The sequence below is a fragment of the Streptomyces sp. NPDC091271 genome (assembly GCF_044757505.1).
Taxonomy (GTDB): Bacteria; Actinomycetota; Actinomycetes; order Streptomycetales; family Streptomycetaceae; genus Streptomyces.
This window is the reverse complement of the sequence record NZ_JBIVVD010000010.1, coordinates 54,392-70,110: the sequence shown is the minus strand read 5'-3', so window position 1 is coordinate 70,110 and position 15,719 is coordinate 54,392. Positions and strand designations below refer to the sequence as shown.

At 71.3% G+C, this 15,719-nt stretch carries 13 protein-coding genes; 11 read left to right on the top strand and 2 right to left on the bottom strand.

From position 1 onward, the window contains the following. Positions 1-8: 8 nt before the first annotated feature. Together ACIQM3_RS34275 and ACIQM3_RS34270 are read right to left on the bottom strand one after the other, a co-directional pair. Complete coding sequence (locus ACIQM3_RS34275; protein WP_401631889.1) at positions 9-1,481, bottom strand: catalase; 1,473 nt, start codon at positions 1,479-1,481, stop codon at positions 9-11. Further along, positions 1,474-1,953 carry a Fur family transcriptional regulator gene (locus tag ACIQM3_RS34270; RefSeq protein WP_401631399.1) on the bottom strand — a complete coding sequence of 160 codons (480 nt, stop codon included), beginning with the start codon at positions 1,951-1,953 and terminating at the stop codon, positions 1,474-1,476. The genes ACIQM3_RS34275 and ACIQM3_RS34270 overlap by 8 nt, the downstream gene beginning before the upstream one ends. A gap of 132 nt (positions 1,954-2,085) precedes the next feature. Between ACIQM3_RS34270 and ACIQM3_RS34265 the strand changes: the two genes are divergently transcribed. The 11 genes from ACIQM3_RS34265 to proP all read left to right on the top strand — a co-directional run bounded on the left by ACIQM3_RS34265 (position 2,086) and on the right by proP (position 15,142). Continuing rightward, positions 2,086-3,627: an AlkA N-terminal domain-containing protein gene (locus ACIQM3_RS34265; RefSeq protein ID WP_401631397.1), complete on the top strand. Its 1,542-nt coding sequence runs from the start codon at positions 2,086-2,088 to the stop codon at positions 3,625-3,627. Between the two features lie 28 nt (positions 3,628-3,655). Further along, positions 3,656-4,165: a methylated-DNA--[protein]-cysteine S-methyltransferase gene (locus ACIQM3_RS34260; protein ID WP_401631396.1), complete on the top strand. Its 510-nt coding sequence runs from the start codon at positions 3,656-3,658 to the stop codon at positions 4,163-4,165. A 58-nt stretch (positions 4,166-4,223) separates the two neighbouring features. Continuing rightward, positions 4,224-4,967, top strand: a complete 744-nt coding sequence (locus ACIQM3_RS34255; protein ID WP_401631393.1) for a 2OG-Fe(II) oxygenase — start codon at positions 4,224-4,226, stop codon at positions 4,965-4,967. Between the two features lie 31 nt (positions 4,968-4,998). Then, a complete protein-coding gene (locus ACIQM3_RS34250) occupies positions 4,999-5,340 on the top strand; it encodes a hypothetical protein (protein ID WP_401631390.1) in 342 nt (113 codons plus the stop codon). Beyond that, a complete protein-coding gene (locus ACIQM3_RS34245) occupies positions 5,337-5,993 on the top strand; it encodes an alpha-ketoglutarate-dependent dioxygenase AlkB family protein (RefSeq protein ID WP_401631388.1) in 657 nt (218 codons plus the stop codon). The genes ACIQM3_RS34250 and ACIQM3_RS34245 overlap by 4 nt, the downstream gene beginning before the upstream one ends. Positions 5,994-6,093: 100 nt before the next feature. Continuing rightward, positions 6,094-6,597, top strand: coding sequence for a hypothetical protein (locus ACIQM3_RS34240; protein ID WP_393764564.1), 504 nt, complete (start codon positions 6,094-6,096; stop codon positions 6,595-6,597). After that, complete coding sequence (locus ACIQM3_RS34235; RefSeq protein ID WP_401631886.1) at positions 6,597-7,988, top strand: hypothetical protein; 1,392 nt, start codon at positions 6,597-6,599, stop codon at positions 7,986-7,988. Before ACIQM3_RS34240 ends, ACIQM3_RS34235 begins: the two co-directional genes overlap by 1 nt. Continuing rightward, positions 7,985-9,400 carry a VWA domain-containing protein gene (locus ACIQM3_RS34230; RefSeq protein WP_401631384.1) on the top strand — a complete coding sequence of 472 codons (1,416 nt, stop codon included), beginning with the start codon at positions 7,985-7,987 and terminating at the stop codon, positions 9,398-9,400. The genes ACIQM3_RS34235 and ACIQM3_RS34230 overlap by 4 nt, the downstream gene beginning before the upstream one ends. A 50-nt stretch (positions 9,401-9,450) precedes the next feature. Continuing rightward, entirely contained in the window at positions 9,451-10,563 is a 1,113-nt protein-coding gene (locus ACIQM3_RS34225) for an AAA family ATPase (RefSeq protein ID WP_401631383.1), read from the top strand. Beyond that, positions 10,560-13,355, top strand: a complete 2,796-nt coding sequence (locus ACIQM3_RS34220; protein ID WP_401631380.1) for a hypothetical protein — start codon at positions 10,560-10,562, stop codon at positions 13,353-13,355. The genes ACIQM3_RS34225 and ACIQM3_RS34220 overlap by 4 nt, the downstream gene beginning before the upstream one ends. A gap of 281 nt (positions 13,356-13,636) precedes the next feature. After that, complete coding sequence (proP, locus tag ACIQM3_RS34215) at positions 13,637-15,142, top strand: glycine betaine/L-proline transporter ProP (RefSeq protein ID WP_401631377.1); 1,506 nt, start codon at positions 13,637-13,639, stop codon at positions 15,140-15,142. Positions 15,143-15,719 lie beyond the last annotated feature (577 nt).

The window sequence follows — 15,719 nt, the reverse complement described above, 5'->3', positions numbered from 1 at the left end:
AGCTCGGATCAGGCCTGCTTGGAGGCCTTCAGGGCCTCGATGGCCTTGCGCACACCCTCGCCGTAGGCCGGGTCGGCCTGCGTGCAGTGGTGGATGTGACGCTCGATCGTGGCCTGCGAGGCCCCGTCGATCGCCCGCGCGGTGTTGCCGAAGAGGGCGTCCTGCTCCTCCGGCGTCATCTGCCGGAAGAGGTTGCCCGGCTGCTCGAAGTAGTTGTCGTCGTCCTCGCGGTAGTCGAACCGGTCGGCCGCGGCGCCGTCGAGCGCCAGACCCGGCTCGGCGAACTGCGGCTGCTCCGCCCAGCGGCCGTAGCTGTTCGGGGTGTAACCGGGCACGGCGCCCTGGTTGCCGTCCACGCGCAGCTGGCCGTCGCGGTGGTAGGTGTTGACGTTCTTCGCGCCGCGGGGCTGGTTCACCGGGATCTGGTGGTGGTTGACCCCGACGCGATAGCGGGCCGCGTCACCGTACGAGAACAGCCGGCCCTGGAGCATGCGGTCGGGCGAGGCACCCACACCGGGGACGAGGTTGGCCGGCGTGAAGGCGGCCTGCTCCACGTCCGCGAAGTAGTTCTCCGGGTTGCGGTTGAGCTCGAACTCGCCGACCTCGATGAGCGGGTAGTCCTTCTTCGACCAGACCTTGGTGAGGTCGAAGGGGTGGTAGCGGTAGGTCGCCGCGTCCGCCTCCGGCATGACCTGGATGTAGAAGGTCCACTTCGGGTGGTCGCCGCGATCGATGGCGTCGAACAGGTCCGCCTGGGAGGACTCGCGGTCGTCGGCGACGATCGCGGCGGCCTCCTGGTCGGTCAGGTTCTTGATGCCCTGCTGCGTACGGAAGTGGAACTTCACCCAGAAGCGCTCGTTGCTCTCGTTGATGAACGAGTAGGTGTGCGAGCCGAAGCCGTGCATGTGGCGGTAGCCGTCGGGGATGCCGCGGTCCGACATCACGATGGTGATCTGGTGCAGCGCCTCGGGGAGGCTGGTCCAGAAGTCCCAGTTGTTCTCCGGCGAGCGCAGGTTGGTGCGCGGGTCGCGCTTCACGGCGCGGTTGAGGTCCGGGAAGTGGTGGGGGTCCCGGTGGAAGAAGACCGGCGTGTTGTTGCCGACGACGTCCCAGTTGCCCTCCTCCGTGTAGAAGCGGAGGGCGAAACCGCGGATGTCGCGCTCCGCGTCGGCCGCGCCGCGCTCACCGGCGACGGTCGAGAACCGGGCGAAGAGCTCCGTCTCCTTGCCGACCTCGGAGAAGAGGGCGGCCCTGGAGTAGCGGGTGATGTCCTGCGTCACCTTGAAGGTGCCGAAGGCGCCGGATCCCTTGGCGTGCATACGACGCTCCGGGATGACCTCGCGGCTGAAGTGGGCCAGCTTCTCCAGGAACCAGACGTCCTGGAGCAGCATCGGGCCGCGCGGCCCGGCGGTGACGGCGTTCTCGTTGTTCGCGACCGGTGCGCCGGCGGCAGTGGTCAGCGGCTTCGTGTTCTCAGAAATTGTCCTGCTCCTCCGTGTGGAAACTTGCAAGCACCGACTCCGGGTCCCGTCGGCCACGGTCGGTCCGACATCCGGGACAGAGGCCCCAGTACGTCACCTCCACGTGGTCGATGGTGAACCCGTGTTCCTGGGGCGCCTCGAGGCGCGGAGGGCCCGGGGGGACATCGACGTCGGCGATCGTGCCGCACGAGCGGCAGACCACGTGCTGATGGTTGTCCTGGGACTGTCCCTCGTACCGTGCCGGAGAATTCGGCAGGCCGATCCGCCGCGCCAGTCCGGCGTCGACGAGTGTCTTGAGTACGTCGTAGACGGCTTGGGTCGAGACCGCTCCGATGCGTGTGCGTACCAGAGTGAGGAGGGTACTGACATCGGAGTGCGGGGCCTCGTGGACCACCGAGAGCACGGCGACCCTGGGACGGGTCACTCGCAATGACGCTCCGCGCAGGAGAGTCCTGGCCTCGGTTTCGATCACCTACGCAGTCAACCACTTTTCTGGAATGATTCCAATGAAAGACTGAGACCAGTTCTGGGGGCCGGGGCGTGCAGGGAGCGCGGTGTCCGATTCCCGCCAGCCCCAGGGGTGCGTATGACGCATCCTTGGAGCATGACCAGTGACGACAGCAGGTACGAGGCGGTGACCAGCCGCGACGCCCGGTTCGACGGCGAGTTCTTCTTCGCCGTGTCCACGACCGGGATCTACTGCCGCCCGAGCTGTCCCGCCACCACGCCCAGGCGCCGGAACGTCACGTTCTTCCCCACCGCGGCCGCCGCTCAGGGCGGCGGATTCCGCGCCTGCCGACGCTGCCGCCCGGACGCGGTGCCCGGCTCGGCGGACTGGAACGCGCGCGCCGACCTGGTCGGCCGGGCGATGAGGCTGATCGGCGACGGAGTCGTCGACCGGGAGGGCGTGGCCGGACTGGCCGCCCGCCTCGGCTACAGCGCCCGGCAGGTCCAGCGCCAGCTGAACGCCGAGGTCGGCGCCGGGCCCATCGCGCTCGCCCGCGCCCAGCGCGCCCACACCGCGCGGGTCCTTCTGCAGACGACCACCCTCCAGGCCGCCGAGATCGCGTTCGCCTCCGGCTTCGCCAGCGTGCGGCAGTTCAACGACACGGTCCGGGAGATCTACGCGCTCACCCCCGGTGAGCTGCGCACCGCCCGGCCCGGCAGCTCCGCACGCTTCGGCTCCGTCCCCACCGCCGACGGGGCCGGGGGAGTGCCGCTGCGGCTCGCCCACCGGGGGCCGTACGCGGCGGCCGAGATCTTCGACCACCTCGCGGCCCGCGCCCTCACCGGCATCGAGGAGATGGCCGGCGAACGGGGCGACCGTATCTACAGGCGCACCCTGCGCCTCCCGCACGGCACCGGTATCACCGAGGTCCGCGAGCGGACCGGCGACGGCTGGCTGGAGTGCCGGCTGCACCTGGGCGACCTGCGCGACCTGACCACCGCCACCCAGCGGGTGCGCCGCCTCTTCGACCTGGACGCCGACCCCCACGCGGTCACCGAACGCCTGGGCGCCGACCCCGTGCTGGCCCCGCTCGTCGCCCGTACGCCAGGGCTGCGGGCCCCCGGTGCCGCGGACGTCCACGAACTGGCCGTCCGGGCGGTCCTCGGCCGGCAGGTCACCCCGGCCGCCGGACGCCGGCTCGGCAGCGCCCTGGTGACGGCCTACGGCGCGCCCCTCCAGGTGCCCAGCGGCGCCCTCACCCATACGTTCCCCGACCCCGGCGACCTGGCCGAAGCCGGCCTGGAGGAGCTGGGGACCACCGGCTCCTCGCGCGCCACCCTGCGCGCCCTCGCCGCCGCCCTGGCCGACGGGCGGATCGGGCTCGACCCGGGCGCCGACCGCGACCAGGCGGAGAAGGAGCTCCTGAGCCTGCCGGGCGTCGGCCCCCGGGTGGCCGGCTACATCCGCATGCGGGCGCTCGGCGACCCCGACGTGCTGCTGACCGGCGACACGGCCGTCGACGCGGGCATGCGGCACGCGGGCGCCGACGCGGTGGACGCCGAGGCGTGGCGCCCCTGGCGCACGTACGCCATGCACCACTTCTGGAACGCTGCCGCGGACCGGACCCGTCTCCACGGCAGCGTGACGTCCGAATCCCGCCAGCCGTCTCGCCGCGGAGCCCGCACAGTTGACGTGTAAGACCGATGAATCCGGAAGGACCATGACGATGACGCTCTACACCACGATCGACAGCCCGCTCGGCGAGCTGCTGCTGGTGGGCGAGGAGTCGGCCACCGCCGACGGCGGCACGGCCCTCGCCTCGCTCTCCGTGCCGGGCCAGAAGGGCGGGGCGACGGTCCAGGAGGGCTGGACGGAGAGCCCGGAGGCCTTCACCGCGATCACCGCCGAGCTGCGCGCGTACTTCGGGGGGAGCCGGACCGGCTTCGGTATCGAGTGCACCGTCAGCCGTGGCACCGACTTCCAGCGGCGCGTGTGGGAGGCCCTGGAGGCCATCCCGTACGGCACCACGCTCAGCTACGGCGAGATCGCCGCGCGGATCGGCGCCTCGCGCGCGGCCGTCCGCTCGGTGGGCACCGCGATCGGCGCCAACCCACTGCTGGTCGTACGCCCCTGTCACCGCGTGATCGGCGCGAGCGGCGCCCTGACCGGCTACTCCGGCGGCCTCGACCGCAAGAGGCAGCTCCTGGACCTGGAGAACCACCACCAGGCGGCCTGAACGGCCGCGCGTCCCACGGCGTGCGAACGCCCTGGGGCCCCGCGAGGAAGGCGCACCGATGACCGACACCCTTCAGCCGGCCGCTCCCTCGGCCGCTCCCTTGAGTGAGCGCGTCGCGGGCCAGAGCTGGGACGCCCTGGCCGAGGACCTCGACGCGTACGGCAGCGCCCTGACCGGCCCCCTCCTCACCCCCGAGGAGTGCCACGCCCTCACCGCGCTGTACGACGAGCCCGAGCGGTTCCGTACGACCGTCGACATGGCCCGGCACCGCTTCGGCTCCGGCACCTACCGCTACTTCACGCACGACCTGCCCGAACCGGTCTCCGCGCTCCGGGCGGCGTTCTACCCGCGGCTCCTGCCCATCGCCCGGGACTGGGCCGCCAGGCTCGGCAGGCCCGCACCCTGGCCCGGCGGCCTGGCCGAGTGGGTGGCGATGTGCCACGACGCCGGGCAGCCCAAGTCCGCCCAGATCCTGTTGAGTTACGGACCCGGGGACTGGAACGCGCTGCACCGCGACGTGTTCGGGGAGATGCTGTTCCCGCTCCAGGTCGTCGTCGGCCTCGATGTACCCGGCACCGATTTCACCGGCGGCGAGTTCATCATGACGGAGCAGCGTCCCCGGGCGCAGTCACGGGGATCGTCCACCACCCTGCCGCAGGGGCACGGGCTGATCTTCACCACCCGCGACCGGCCCGTGGCGGGCAGGCGGGGCTGGTCGGCCGGGCCGATGCGGCACGGCGTGAGCACCGTCCGCTCCGGGCGGCGCCACACGCTCGGCCTCGTCTTCCACGACGCGGCATGACGGCGGCGGCCGGCCCACGAGGAGTGACGCCATGAACCACCTCACCGAACGCCCGTCCCCGCTGATCAGCTCCCACGACCTCGCCGGCCACGGCATGCCGCGGGACCCCGCCGAGCACACCGAGGAGGAACTCGCCGCGCTGGTCGCCCTGTTGCTGGAGCAGCAGAAGCCCCGGACCGAAACCGTGGGCCACAGCAGGGACGCCGCGTCCCGAGCGGCTGCCGCCGCCTTCGCCTCCCTCCAGGACTCCCGCCTCCCGGCGCTCGCCGGCCCTGAGACCGTCCACGCCATGCGTGGTGCCACGGCGGACGGCGGCACCTGGGACGTACATGGCGGGTGGCTCACCTCCTGGCCGGGGCAGGTGCCGTCATGAGCGCCCTGATCCCGCGCCCCGCCATGGAGGTCGCCCCGGGCGCCTGGCACGTGCCCGGCTGGCTCAGCCCCGCGCAGCAGCGCGACCTGGTGACGGAGTGCCGCGCCTGGGCCACCGGCCCCGTCCCCATCCGGCACACGCGGCTGCCGCGCGGCGGCGTCATGTCCGTAAGGACGGTGTGCGTCGGATGGCACTGGCAGCCGTACAGATACACCCGCACGGCGGACGACGTGAACGGCCGGCAGGTCGCCGCCTTCCCGGACTGGATGGTCCGGCTGGGCCGCCGGGCCCTCCTCGACGCGTACGGGGACGAGGCGGCCGCGCGGGACTACACCCCGGACACCGCGCTCATCAACTTCTACGACGGACAGGCCAGGATGGGCATGCACCAGGACAAGGACGAGCGGTCGTCCGCCCCGGTCGTCTCCCTGTCCATCGGCGACACCTGCGTCTTCCGCGTCGGCAACACCGAGACCCGCACCAAGCCCTACACCGACATCGAACTCTCCTCGGGCGACCTCTTCGTCCTCGGCGGGCCCTCGCGCTTCGCCTACCACGGCGTTCCGAAGGTCCACGAGGGCACGGGCGGCCCGGACACCGGGCTGAGCTCGGGGCGGCTGAACATCACGATGCGCGTCACCGGGCTGTCCTAGACCTTCTCCGGATCGCGTTGTCAGTGGGCGCCAGTAGGTTCAGTCGTGTTCCGCCGGTCCGGCGTGAACAACCCCTCAGCTGTGCATTGGAGATGGCGCGTTGTCCGATTGGGAGAGGTCGAGCACGGCACGGGTGATACCACCCGCGCGGCCGCGCAAGCTCGCCAAGGTTCCGTTCGTCGAGCTGGCCGACGGGCGCCTGCAGGGTGTGGTCTCCAGCGGCTCGGACATCGGCCGGGTCTACGTCTCGTCCGTCGCCACGGGGAGCTACGCATTCGCCTGCAGCACCAACAACAACCGGCCCTGCGGCGGTGCGCGCGGATCGTTCTGCAACCACATCGGCGCCCTGATCAACGAGGCGGTCCTGCAGTACGGCGCCGAGCGCGTCGTCCGGTATCTGAAGGCCGAGGTCCCGGAGGGGGAGGTGGACGGGGCCGCGCTGGCCTCGGCCATGAGGAGCACCCGTCCCCAGGCGGACGGGACGAAGGCCGCGGCATCCGTCTTCAGCCGCTTCCTGCGGCACCTGGCCTATCTCGAACACCCCCCGGTCACGGCTCCGCTGCCCGAGATGCACTTCTTCCCGCCGACCCGGGCGGTGGCATGATGCACGCCGCACTGCTCACCGCACCCGTCGACGGACTGGACGAAGCCCTGGAGGCGGTCGACGCCTTCGACCGGGCTCTCGTCGCCGGACTGCTCCGCCCCCAGCAGGCCGGGACCACCGGCCCGACGCGGCTCGCCGACGCCGTGGTGGGGACACCGCTGGCCGCCAGGGTCGCCGAGGCGGCCGGGAAGGCGGCGGCCGGAGCGGCCGGGGAGGACCACTTCCTGGCCCTGGCCGCCGCGCGGACCGCGCTGCTCGGCTCCGTCCACGACGCGCTGCTGACCCGTGCCGAGGAGGCGGCCGGCCGTTCGCCCGGCGCGTGGGCCGCACCGGCCCCCGATGGGCAGCCGACGGCGAATCTGCTGACTGCCGCTCGCGCCTGGCTCTCCGATCTGGCGCGCTGCGGGTGGCAGGGCCTCGACCACGAGGTGGTGTCCGGGGCGGCGGAGGTCGTGTCCGCGATGCTTCCCGACCCGTCCCTGCGCCGCCTCGCGACCCTCCTCGACGGCTTCGCCGCCGAACTCGCCGCGTCCTGTCCCGGTGCGTCGGCGGAGCGCTTTCCGCTACGCCGCTGGGCCGATCTCTGGTCGCGCGGGATGCTGCTGACGGTGCCCGGAGCGGCCGTCACCCCCACCGTCGGGACCGCCGACGGACGCCTGCTGCCTCTCGGCATCGACGTACAGGAGCACGCGACCGCCGCCCAGGCGCAGGTGCACGCGGTGTTCGAGCCCGCGGACGGATCCGCGCCCCGCCTCGTGCGCGCCGGCGTCTCCGTGCCGAAGCCCGACACCGTCCTCGGCGCCGGGATCTGGCAGCTGCTGCGCCCGCACATGTCGCTGCTCGCCGCCGCGGGCGAGGGCCGCTCGATGGAGCTCAGCGGTATGCCGGTCACCGCCGAGGGCGACCTCATCTGGAGCGACGAGCACGCCCGCCCCGGTGAGCCGGCCGAGGCGTTCGCCACCGCCCGCGTGGCGCTGCCCGCCGCGACCGCCCCGGTGACCGCGCCTCTGGACCGGCATCCGGCACGCATCGCCGTACCCGTCTTCCTGGAGGGCTACACCGCCCGTACGGATGACGACGGCCGGCTGACCTTCACCGTCGCCGGGACCGAACTGGTCGTGGACACCGACCGGATCCCGGTCGCCGGGCCGCTCACGCCCGAGGCCGTCGCCAAGTCGGGCGCGTGCATCGCGCTCATCCGCTGGGACGCCGGGAGGTTCGGTGTACAGCCGCTCGCCGTCGAGACCACCGTGCGGAAGAAGGTGACCTCGGTGCACGCGGGGGCGTGGGCCGGAGGGACGGCCGACAAGGCCGGGGTCAGGGCGGAGAAGGCCGCCACCGACGCCGCGAAGGTGCTGAGCGAGCGCGCGGGAAGGCTGCTGCGGAAATGACCGGACAGCAGAGTCCCGAGGTGACCGGAGAGCCCTCGCACGACAACCGTCGCCAGGTCATGTACTGGCGCCTCCTCGCCCGGCTCTTCGACCACGAGGAGCAGCCGGCCCTGGAGTCGGCGAGCCTGGCCGTGGTCGAGGACATCGGCCTGCCCGCCAAGCTGCTCGATCCGCAGGCGTCGGTCGACTCCGTGGTGCAGCGCCACCCCGATCTGGCCGCCGAGTTCGACGGTCTGATGGTGCCGGAGGCGGAGGCGGACGGAGATGCCGACGCCCGCGACCGGGCAGCCGAGGTGCGGCGCGCCGCACTCGTGTCGAAGGTGCTGCTGAACGTGTTCCACTCCCCTCCCGGCACCGTCACAGCCGGCCAGCTGTCCCGGTGGCAGTCCGACGCGGGCTGGCTGGAGCGGGCGCTCGGCTGCAAGCCCGGGGAACTGCGCGGCGGACGCTCCGGAGGGACGGGCACCGCCCCGACGGGTACGGGCGGCGGCGGCAGGACACCCGACCTCAGCCGTCTCATCCCGGAGATCGGCCCGGAGCTCGGCTCCATCGAGGCCGGGCTGGTCAGGCGGATGCGGCTGCGCGAGGTGCTCGCCGACCCCCAGCTGGCCGGACAGCTGACGCCGAGCATGTCGCTGATCGAGCAGCTGCTGCGCGACAAGGACAACCTCTCCGGAGTGGCCCTGGCCAACGCCAAGGCGCTGATCCGTCGCTTCGTCGACGAGGTCGCCGAGGTGCTGCGCTCACAGGTGGAGAAGTCCACCGTCGGCGCCCTGGACCGCTCGGTCCCGCCCAAGCGGGTCTTCCGCAACCTCGACCTGGACCGCACGATCTGGAAGAACCTCACCAACTGGAGCCCCGAGGAGGAACGGCTCTACGTCGACCGCCTCTTCTACCGCCACACCGCGCGTAAAACCACGCCCCAGCGGCTGATCGTGGTCGTCGACCAGTCGGGCTCGATGGTGGACTCGATGGTCAACTGCACCATCCTGGCCTCGATCTTCGCGGGTCTGCCCAAGGTGGACGTCCACCTCATCGCGTACGACACCCAGGCACTCGACCTCACCCCGTGGGTGCACGACCCGTTCGAGACCCTGCTGCGCACCAACCTCGGGGGCGGCACCGACGGCACGGTCGCCATGGCGCTGGCCCAGCCGAAGATCGCCGAGCCCCGCAACACGGTCGTGGTGTGGATCTCGGACTTCTACGAATGGCAGACCGAGCCGCTGTTCGAGAGCATGGCCGCCATCCACCGCTCCGGGGCCAAATTCATCCCGGTCGGCTCCGTGACCAGCTCCGGCCGCGCCAGCGTCAACCCGTGGTTCCGGGAGCGCTTCAAGGACCAGGGGACGCCGGTCCTCTCCGGCCACATACGCAAGCTCGTCCACGAGCTCAAGACCTTCCTCACCTGAGGCCTCTCGGCCCGGTGCAGTCGAACCCGAATTCTTAGAAAGGCACACGCATGTCCGACCTGTTGCGCGCCCCCGCCGAGATCAAGTACGCCGAGGAGCTGGACTGGCTGGAGTCGGTCGACGACGGCCCGAAGCCCTTCTCCTGGCGCCTGTCGCCGAAGATGGTCCGCCTCTTCATCCTGGGCTCCGAGCGCTCCGACGGCCTCGACCGGGAGATCTCCCAGAAGTGGTACGGCGACCGCAGCTTCGTCGAGCGTTCCATCGTCACGCTGGCCTCCGACCGCGGTCTGCTGCTCATCGGCGACCCGGGCACGGGCAAGAGCTGGCTGGCCGAGCTGCTCTCCGCGGCCATCTCCCGTAACTCCACCCTCGTGGTGCAGGGCACGGCAGGCACCACCGAGGACCACATCAAGTACTCCTGGAACGTGTCCATGGTGATCTCCAAGGGCCAGTCGCGGGAGTCGATGATCCCCTCTCCGATCATGACCGCGATGGAGACCGGGGCGATCGGCCGTTTCGAGGAGCTCACGCGCTCCACCAGCGACGTACAGGACGCGCTGATCTCGATCCTCTCCGAGAAGTACATCTCGGTCCCGGAGATGGACAGCGACAACATCGTCTTCGCCAGGCCGGGCTTCTCCGTCATCGCCACCGCCAACAGCCGTGACCGGGGCGTCAACGACCTGTCCTCGGCGCTCAAGCGCCGCTTCAACTTCGTCCGCATCCCGGTGGTGACGAACAAGAAGAGCGAGGCGGAGATCGTGCGCTTCCGCACCGAGGAGCTGCTGCGCCGCCATCAGATCGAGCTGGACGTCCCGCCGACCCTGCTCGACGTACTGCTGCAGAGCTTCGCCGACCTGCGGGCCTCCGCCGCCGCGGCCGGCAGCGACGACGAGAAGCTGGAGTCCGCCCTGTCGAGCGCCGAGCAGATCGGTGTCCTCGAGGACGCGATCCTGCACAGCAACTTCTTCGGCGAGCGTGCGCTGACCGCCCGCACCCTCGCCTCCTCGCTCGTCGGGTCGCTGGCGCGGCGCGAGCCCGAGGACCTGGCCATCCTCAACAAGTACCTGCACGGTGTCGTCGAGCCGCGCAGCAAGGAGGAGGGCGGCTCCTGGCCGGAGTTCCTGGAGGGCGGCCGCGAGGCGATCGCCACCCTGTCGTGAGCGCCCTGACCGAGGGGACCCCCTTCGAGGCGCTACGGGGGCAACTCCAGGACGCGGCGACGGAGTTCGCCGACGGACCCGACGCGCTGCAGGGCATCCTCCTGGGCATCGTCGACGACGTCGACCGAGCCGTGCGTGAGCCGCTGGAGATCTTCCCCGTCTGCCATCACTCGCCCGCGTCGGCGGTGGCGATGGCACGGCGGCTGCGGGAGAAACAGCCGAAGGTGGTGTATCTCGAGCTGTGCGAGGACATGGCGCCTCTCCTGTCGGAGCTGCGCAACTGCCGGCTCCCCGTCGCGGTCCAGGCGTTCGCGAGCGAGGTCAAGGGCTTCCCCGCGGAATGGGCGCCGCTGTCGGTCGTCGCCCCGATCACCGAGGCGTCGGCCGAATACCAGGCCATCGCCTACGCACTGGACACCCCGGGCGTCGAGCTGGTCCTCGTCGACCGCTCCTCGGACCACGTGTTCCAGTGGCAGGCCGGTGCGACGGAGCCCCCGGACCCCGACGCGCCGCCCGCCGAGGAGGAGGCGGCGCTGCACGGCGACGCCGTCGGGGTCGAGATCGGTGACCTCCGGCCCCGCTTCGCCGAGCTGGAGGAGCACCTCCTGCACCACGGCCGCGTGCGGCACTGGTCGGAGTGGTGGCACCAGTACGTCGAACTGCCGCTCGGCGACAGCGACCACGACACCTACCGCCAGGTGATGCTCCTGATCGGCAGCCTGTTCCGCAGGCTGGCCCCCGGGGACACGGACCGGGTCAGGGTGGACGAGGACCGCGAGCGCTACATGTGGACCCGTATGCGCGAACACCTCGCCGCGACCGGTACGGACCCCGGGGACTGCCTCTACGTCTGCGGCGCGTTCCACGCGTCCAGCCGGGTCGAGGAGTTCGGCGTCCACGGCAGTGACACCTTCGAGATCACCCCGCCCGGCGAGAGCACCTGGCAGCACGGCCTGATCCCGTCCAGCCACGCGGCGATCGAGGCGCAGTTCGGCCTCGCGGCCGGGTCCGTGTCGATCGCCGCCACCCAGTGGGCGAAGAACCTGAAGCGCACCCGGGTGGAGCCGTACCGGCTCGCGGGTCAGTCGGGCGCCAAGAAGGCGGCGAAGCCGAGGAGGACGATCGCGGCGGCCACCCCCGTGGCACCGGAAACACCCTCCGACAAGCTCTCCGGCTTCCTTCAGAGCCCGCCCGTCCTCGACCGGCTCGACGAGGCCGAACTCCTCGGCTGGTCGGTGGAGATCGTGCGCTCCGCCCGCCGTAACGGCTACCTCGCCTCGACCGCCGACGCCATCGCCGTGTTCGAGACGTCGATCCTGCTGGCCGGCATGCGGGACCGGGCCAGGCCCACGCCGTACGACTTCCAGGACGCGGCGGTCACCTGCATCGAGAAGGAGACCGTGCCGGGCAGGCGCGATGTCCGCCGCCTCGTGGAGATCCTGATGGGCGGCGACCGGATCGGCCAGGTCGGCTACGACGCGCTGCCGCCCCTCGCCCGCGACGTCCACGACCGCCTCGCCCCGCTGGATCTCAAGCTCCAGCAGCGCGGGGTGCAACGGGCCCTGCTGGACATGACGTCCCGGCCGGAGCTGCGCCGGTGCTCCGATGTGCTGTGGATGCTGCGCCACCTCATGCCTCACGGCGCCGCACGACCGATCATGGGTGAGCGGGAGCTCGGCAAGCAGTCGGTCCAGGAGTCCTGGGACCTGGCGCTGGGCACCCATCAGCGGGCGCTCATCGAGCTGGGTTACGAGGGCGTCAGCATCGAGCAGGTCCTGGAGCAGCGCCTGCGCCGCGCCGCGTACGCCCCGAACGCCACCACGGGGCAGGTCCTCGCGGCCGTCGAGGACGCGGTGCTGCATCTGCGCAGCGGCCGCCTCGCCGACGAGCTGGGCACCCGCGCCCTGGAGGTGCTGGCCGCCGAGCGCAGCGTCGACGGGGCGCCCGAGGTGCTGCGCAGGGTGCGCCGGCTCCTGGCGTACTACCGGATCAGCCGGCCGGTGCTGCCGTCGTGGATCGAGTCCTTCGCCGAGACGGGTTACGCGCACTACTGCACGCTCCTGCCGACGGCGTTCACCGACGAGGACGCGACCGTCCGCCAGGTCGCCGCGATGCTGGGATTCCTCTTCAGCATGGAGAGCCTGGCCCTGTCGCTCGGCTGCGACCGGACCCAGCTGGCCCTGGCCTTCGCACAGTCGCACCCGCAGGAGCCCTCGAGGGTGGCGCTGCTGTGGGCGGCCCAGGTGCAGCTCGGGCAGCTCTCCCGCGCCGAGCTGAGGGAGCGGTGCGACGAACTGCTGGCCAACCCGCTGGTGGTGCCGGCCTACCCGCGCTACCTCAGCGGGTTCCTCCACGCCCTGGAGCCGGTGCCGCAGCTGGCCGACTTCGTCGTGGAGGCCGTCTCGAACGCCTTCGCACGGCTGCCGGACCCGGTGCTGCTGCCCTGGCTGCCGTCCCTGATCACCACCCTGCGGGCCGAGGGCGCCGAACTGGCCCCGCTGCTGATCCGCGAAGCCGGACGCGTCTTCCCCGGCCGCCTCGCGGCGCTGGACGCCTGGGTCCCGCCGTGGCACGCAACCCAGGAGACGGTGACCGCGCCCGCGACGGCCGACGGCGGCGGGGCCCTCCGCGCCGGGCTGCTCGTCGCCTACCCGGAGACGTGCGACAGCGTGGCGGAACTCCTGGGCTGCGAGGGCGCATGGGCCGAGGCGCAGGCCCCCTCGGGGGCGGTACTCGTCGGCCGCCACCCGGAGACGGCGGCGGCACTGGAGGCGCTGCTGGCGGGAGTCTGACGGGGCGGGGAGTGGCCTGAGCCCGCGTGTGGCGCCCTGACGCCACACGCGGGCTCAGGCCGTCGGCCTCGCCCGTACGGGGCCCCTGGCTCACTCTTACGGCACGGTCACGCGGCGTTCTGCCGTGTGGACGGGGAAGGTGGGCCTGTCGGAAAGAAGCCCGACGTCGCGCGGTACGGCGGAGGGGCCGGGCCACAGCGGAGGGCGGCATTCTCATGCACCGACCGAGACGACAGCCACGTGTCCTCCGGCAACAGGGCGAGCGGTCGGCGACGGACCGGATGGTGCGGACGCTTCTGCGGCGGCGCAAGAAGTCCCTGGCCGCCGGGGACGTGATGGTCACCGATCCGCCGAAGGTGCGTCGCGCCGTCACGGCGGCGGCGCTCGGCAACACCATGGAGTGGTTCGACTTCGGTGTCTACGCCTACCTCGCGGGGACCCTGGGCAAGGTCTTCTTCCCGTCCAGCTCGCCGGGCGCGCAGGTCGTGTCGACCTTCGCGACCTTCGCCGCCGCCTTCCTCGTGCGTCCGCTCGGCGGGTTGGTGTTCGGGCCGCTCGGCGACCGCGTGGGGCGGCAGAAGGTGCTGGCCATCACCATGATCATGATGGCGGCGAGCACCTTCGCCGTCGGCTTCCTCCCCACCTACGCGGCGGTCGGTTTCGCCGCTCCGCTCCTGCTCCTGGTGTGCCGTCTGGTGCAGGGCTTCTCGACAGGTGGCGAGTACGCGGGCGCGACGACGTACATCGCGGAGTACGCGCCCGACAAACGCAGGGGGATTTTGGGCAGCTGGCTGGACTTCGGGACCTTTGTCGGATATTCGCTCGGCTCCGGTCTGGTGACCGTGCTGACCGCGGTGCTCGGTACGGACGGGCTGACGGACTGGGGATGGCGGATCCCGTTCTTCGTCGCGGGCCCGCTCGGTCTGATCGGTCTGTACATGAGGCTGAAGCTGGAGGAGACCCCCGCCTTCCAGCGCGAGGAGGAGGCACAGGCCGAGGCCCTGTCCGAGGGTGATCCCGTGGAACAGGCGCGGCAGTCCGGTAAGGGCCGGCTCAAGGAGATCTTCACGGAGCACTGGGAGGCGGTGCTCATCTGCATGGGCCTGGTGCTGCTCTACAACGTCACGAACTACATGGTGACCTCCTACCTGCCGACGTACATGTCCGAGACGCTCGGCGAGCCGGAGACGACCTCCCAGTTGCTGGTCCTCGGCACCATGCTCCTCGTGGTGCTCAGCATCACGGCGGTCGGCAGATCCTCGGACCGCTGGGGCCGGCGTCCGGTGTTCATGGCCGGGAGCGTGGCGCTCATCGTGTTCGCGATCCCGGCCTTCCTGCTCATCCGGCAGGGCGGGATCCTGCTTCCGGCGATCGGCTGCGGGGTGCTCGGGCTGCTGCTGGTCTGCTTCGCGGGGACATCCGCATCCACGCTTCCGGCGCTGTTCCCGACACGGCTGCGCTACGGCGCCCTGTCGATCGCCTTCAACATCTCCGTGTCGCTGTTCGGCGGGACCACGCCGCTGTTCGCCTCCGCCCTCGTGGAGATGACCGGAAACGACATGATCCCGGCCTACTACCTCATGGTCGCGGGTGCCGTCGGGCTCGTCGCGACCCTCTTCCTCCACGAGACGGCGGGCAAGCCGTTGCGCGGTTCCGGCCCCATGGTGGAGACCCCGGAACAGGCCCGCACCCTCGTCGCACGCAGCAGGACGCGGGCGGGCAGGCAGGCGCGCGACGTCTGGATCCGGATGCGGCATCCGGGGGGCGGGAGCAGGGAGAAGGACTGAGGGCCGCTCGCCCCCGCCCCGGTGGCTGTCGCTGTGCTCCTGGCCCCGGCTGCCGCAGGAGCTCGGCCCCGGAGCTCTCGCGGATCGGCCGTCTCACGGGTCGGACGGGGCGCGCACCCGGCGCACGGGGGCTTGCCGGGATCGGCGTGCGTAACAGGAGCACGCGGGCGCACGCCGGAGGCTATCCGAAAGTGTGTGGTGTATATCAAGCAGTACCGGCACCGAAGGGACATCGGATGGCTGAATATCTTCCCGCAGGTGCGGTTGGCATATTCGTCGGGCGGGCGCGCTTCTTGGCGGAAGATCAGGTACTTGTAAGTAATCAGGTGAATCCGCGTCTTTCGTTGGACCGGGTCCTCTAATGTGATTGGCATGAACGGGTGACGTCGGGTTAACCCTGGTTCGGACGCGTGTATGTTGACGGTATGCGGGGGCGTAACGTATCTCCGTTCCGCGTTACCGGTGCCGCACCGTGGGGGGTTGGGGGCTCGATGGCGCACCGCGGAAAACGACCGACGCGGTACGCCCGTTCACAACTGACGAACGTGTCGTGAAAAGAGTGAGAACAGGTGGGGGG

Coding starts and splice junctions, on each gene's coding strand:
- ACIQM3_RS34260 (WP_401631396.1), top strand. CDS start 3,656: ATGACGCTCTACACCACGATCGACAGCCCGCTCGGCGAGCTGCTGCTG.
- ACIQM3_RS34225 (WP_401631383.1), top strand. CDS start 9,451: ATGTCCGACCTGTTGCGCGCCCCCGCCGAGATCAAGTACGCCGAGGAG.
- ACIQM3_RS34245 (WP_401631388.1), top strand. CDS start 5,337: ATGAGCGCCCTGATCCCGCGCCCCGCCATGGAGGTCGCCCCGGGCGCC.
- ACIQM3_RS34235 (WP_401631886.1), top strand. CDS start 6,597: ATGCACGCCGCACTGCTCACCGCACCCGTCGACGGACTGGACGAAGCC.
- proP (WP_401631377.1), top strand. CDS start 13,637: ATGGTGCGGACGCTTCTGCGGCGGCGCAAGAAGTCCCTGGCCGCCGGG.
- ACIQM3_RS34265 (WP_401631397.1), top strand. CDS start 2,086: ATGACCAGTGACGACAGCAGGTACGAGGCGGTGACCAGCCGCGACGCC.
- ACIQM3_RS34255 (WP_401631393.1), top strand. CDS start 4,224: ATGACCGACACCCTTCAGCCGGCCGCTCCCTCGGCCGCTCCCTTGAGT.
- ACIQM3_RS34230 (WP_401631384.1), top strand. CDS start 7,985: ATGACCGGACAGCAGAGTCCCGAGGTGACCGGAGAGCCCTCGCACGAC.
- ACIQM3_RS34250 (WP_401631390.1), top strand. CDS start 4,999: ATGAACCACCTCACCGAACGCCCGTCCCCGCTGATCAGCTCCCACGAC.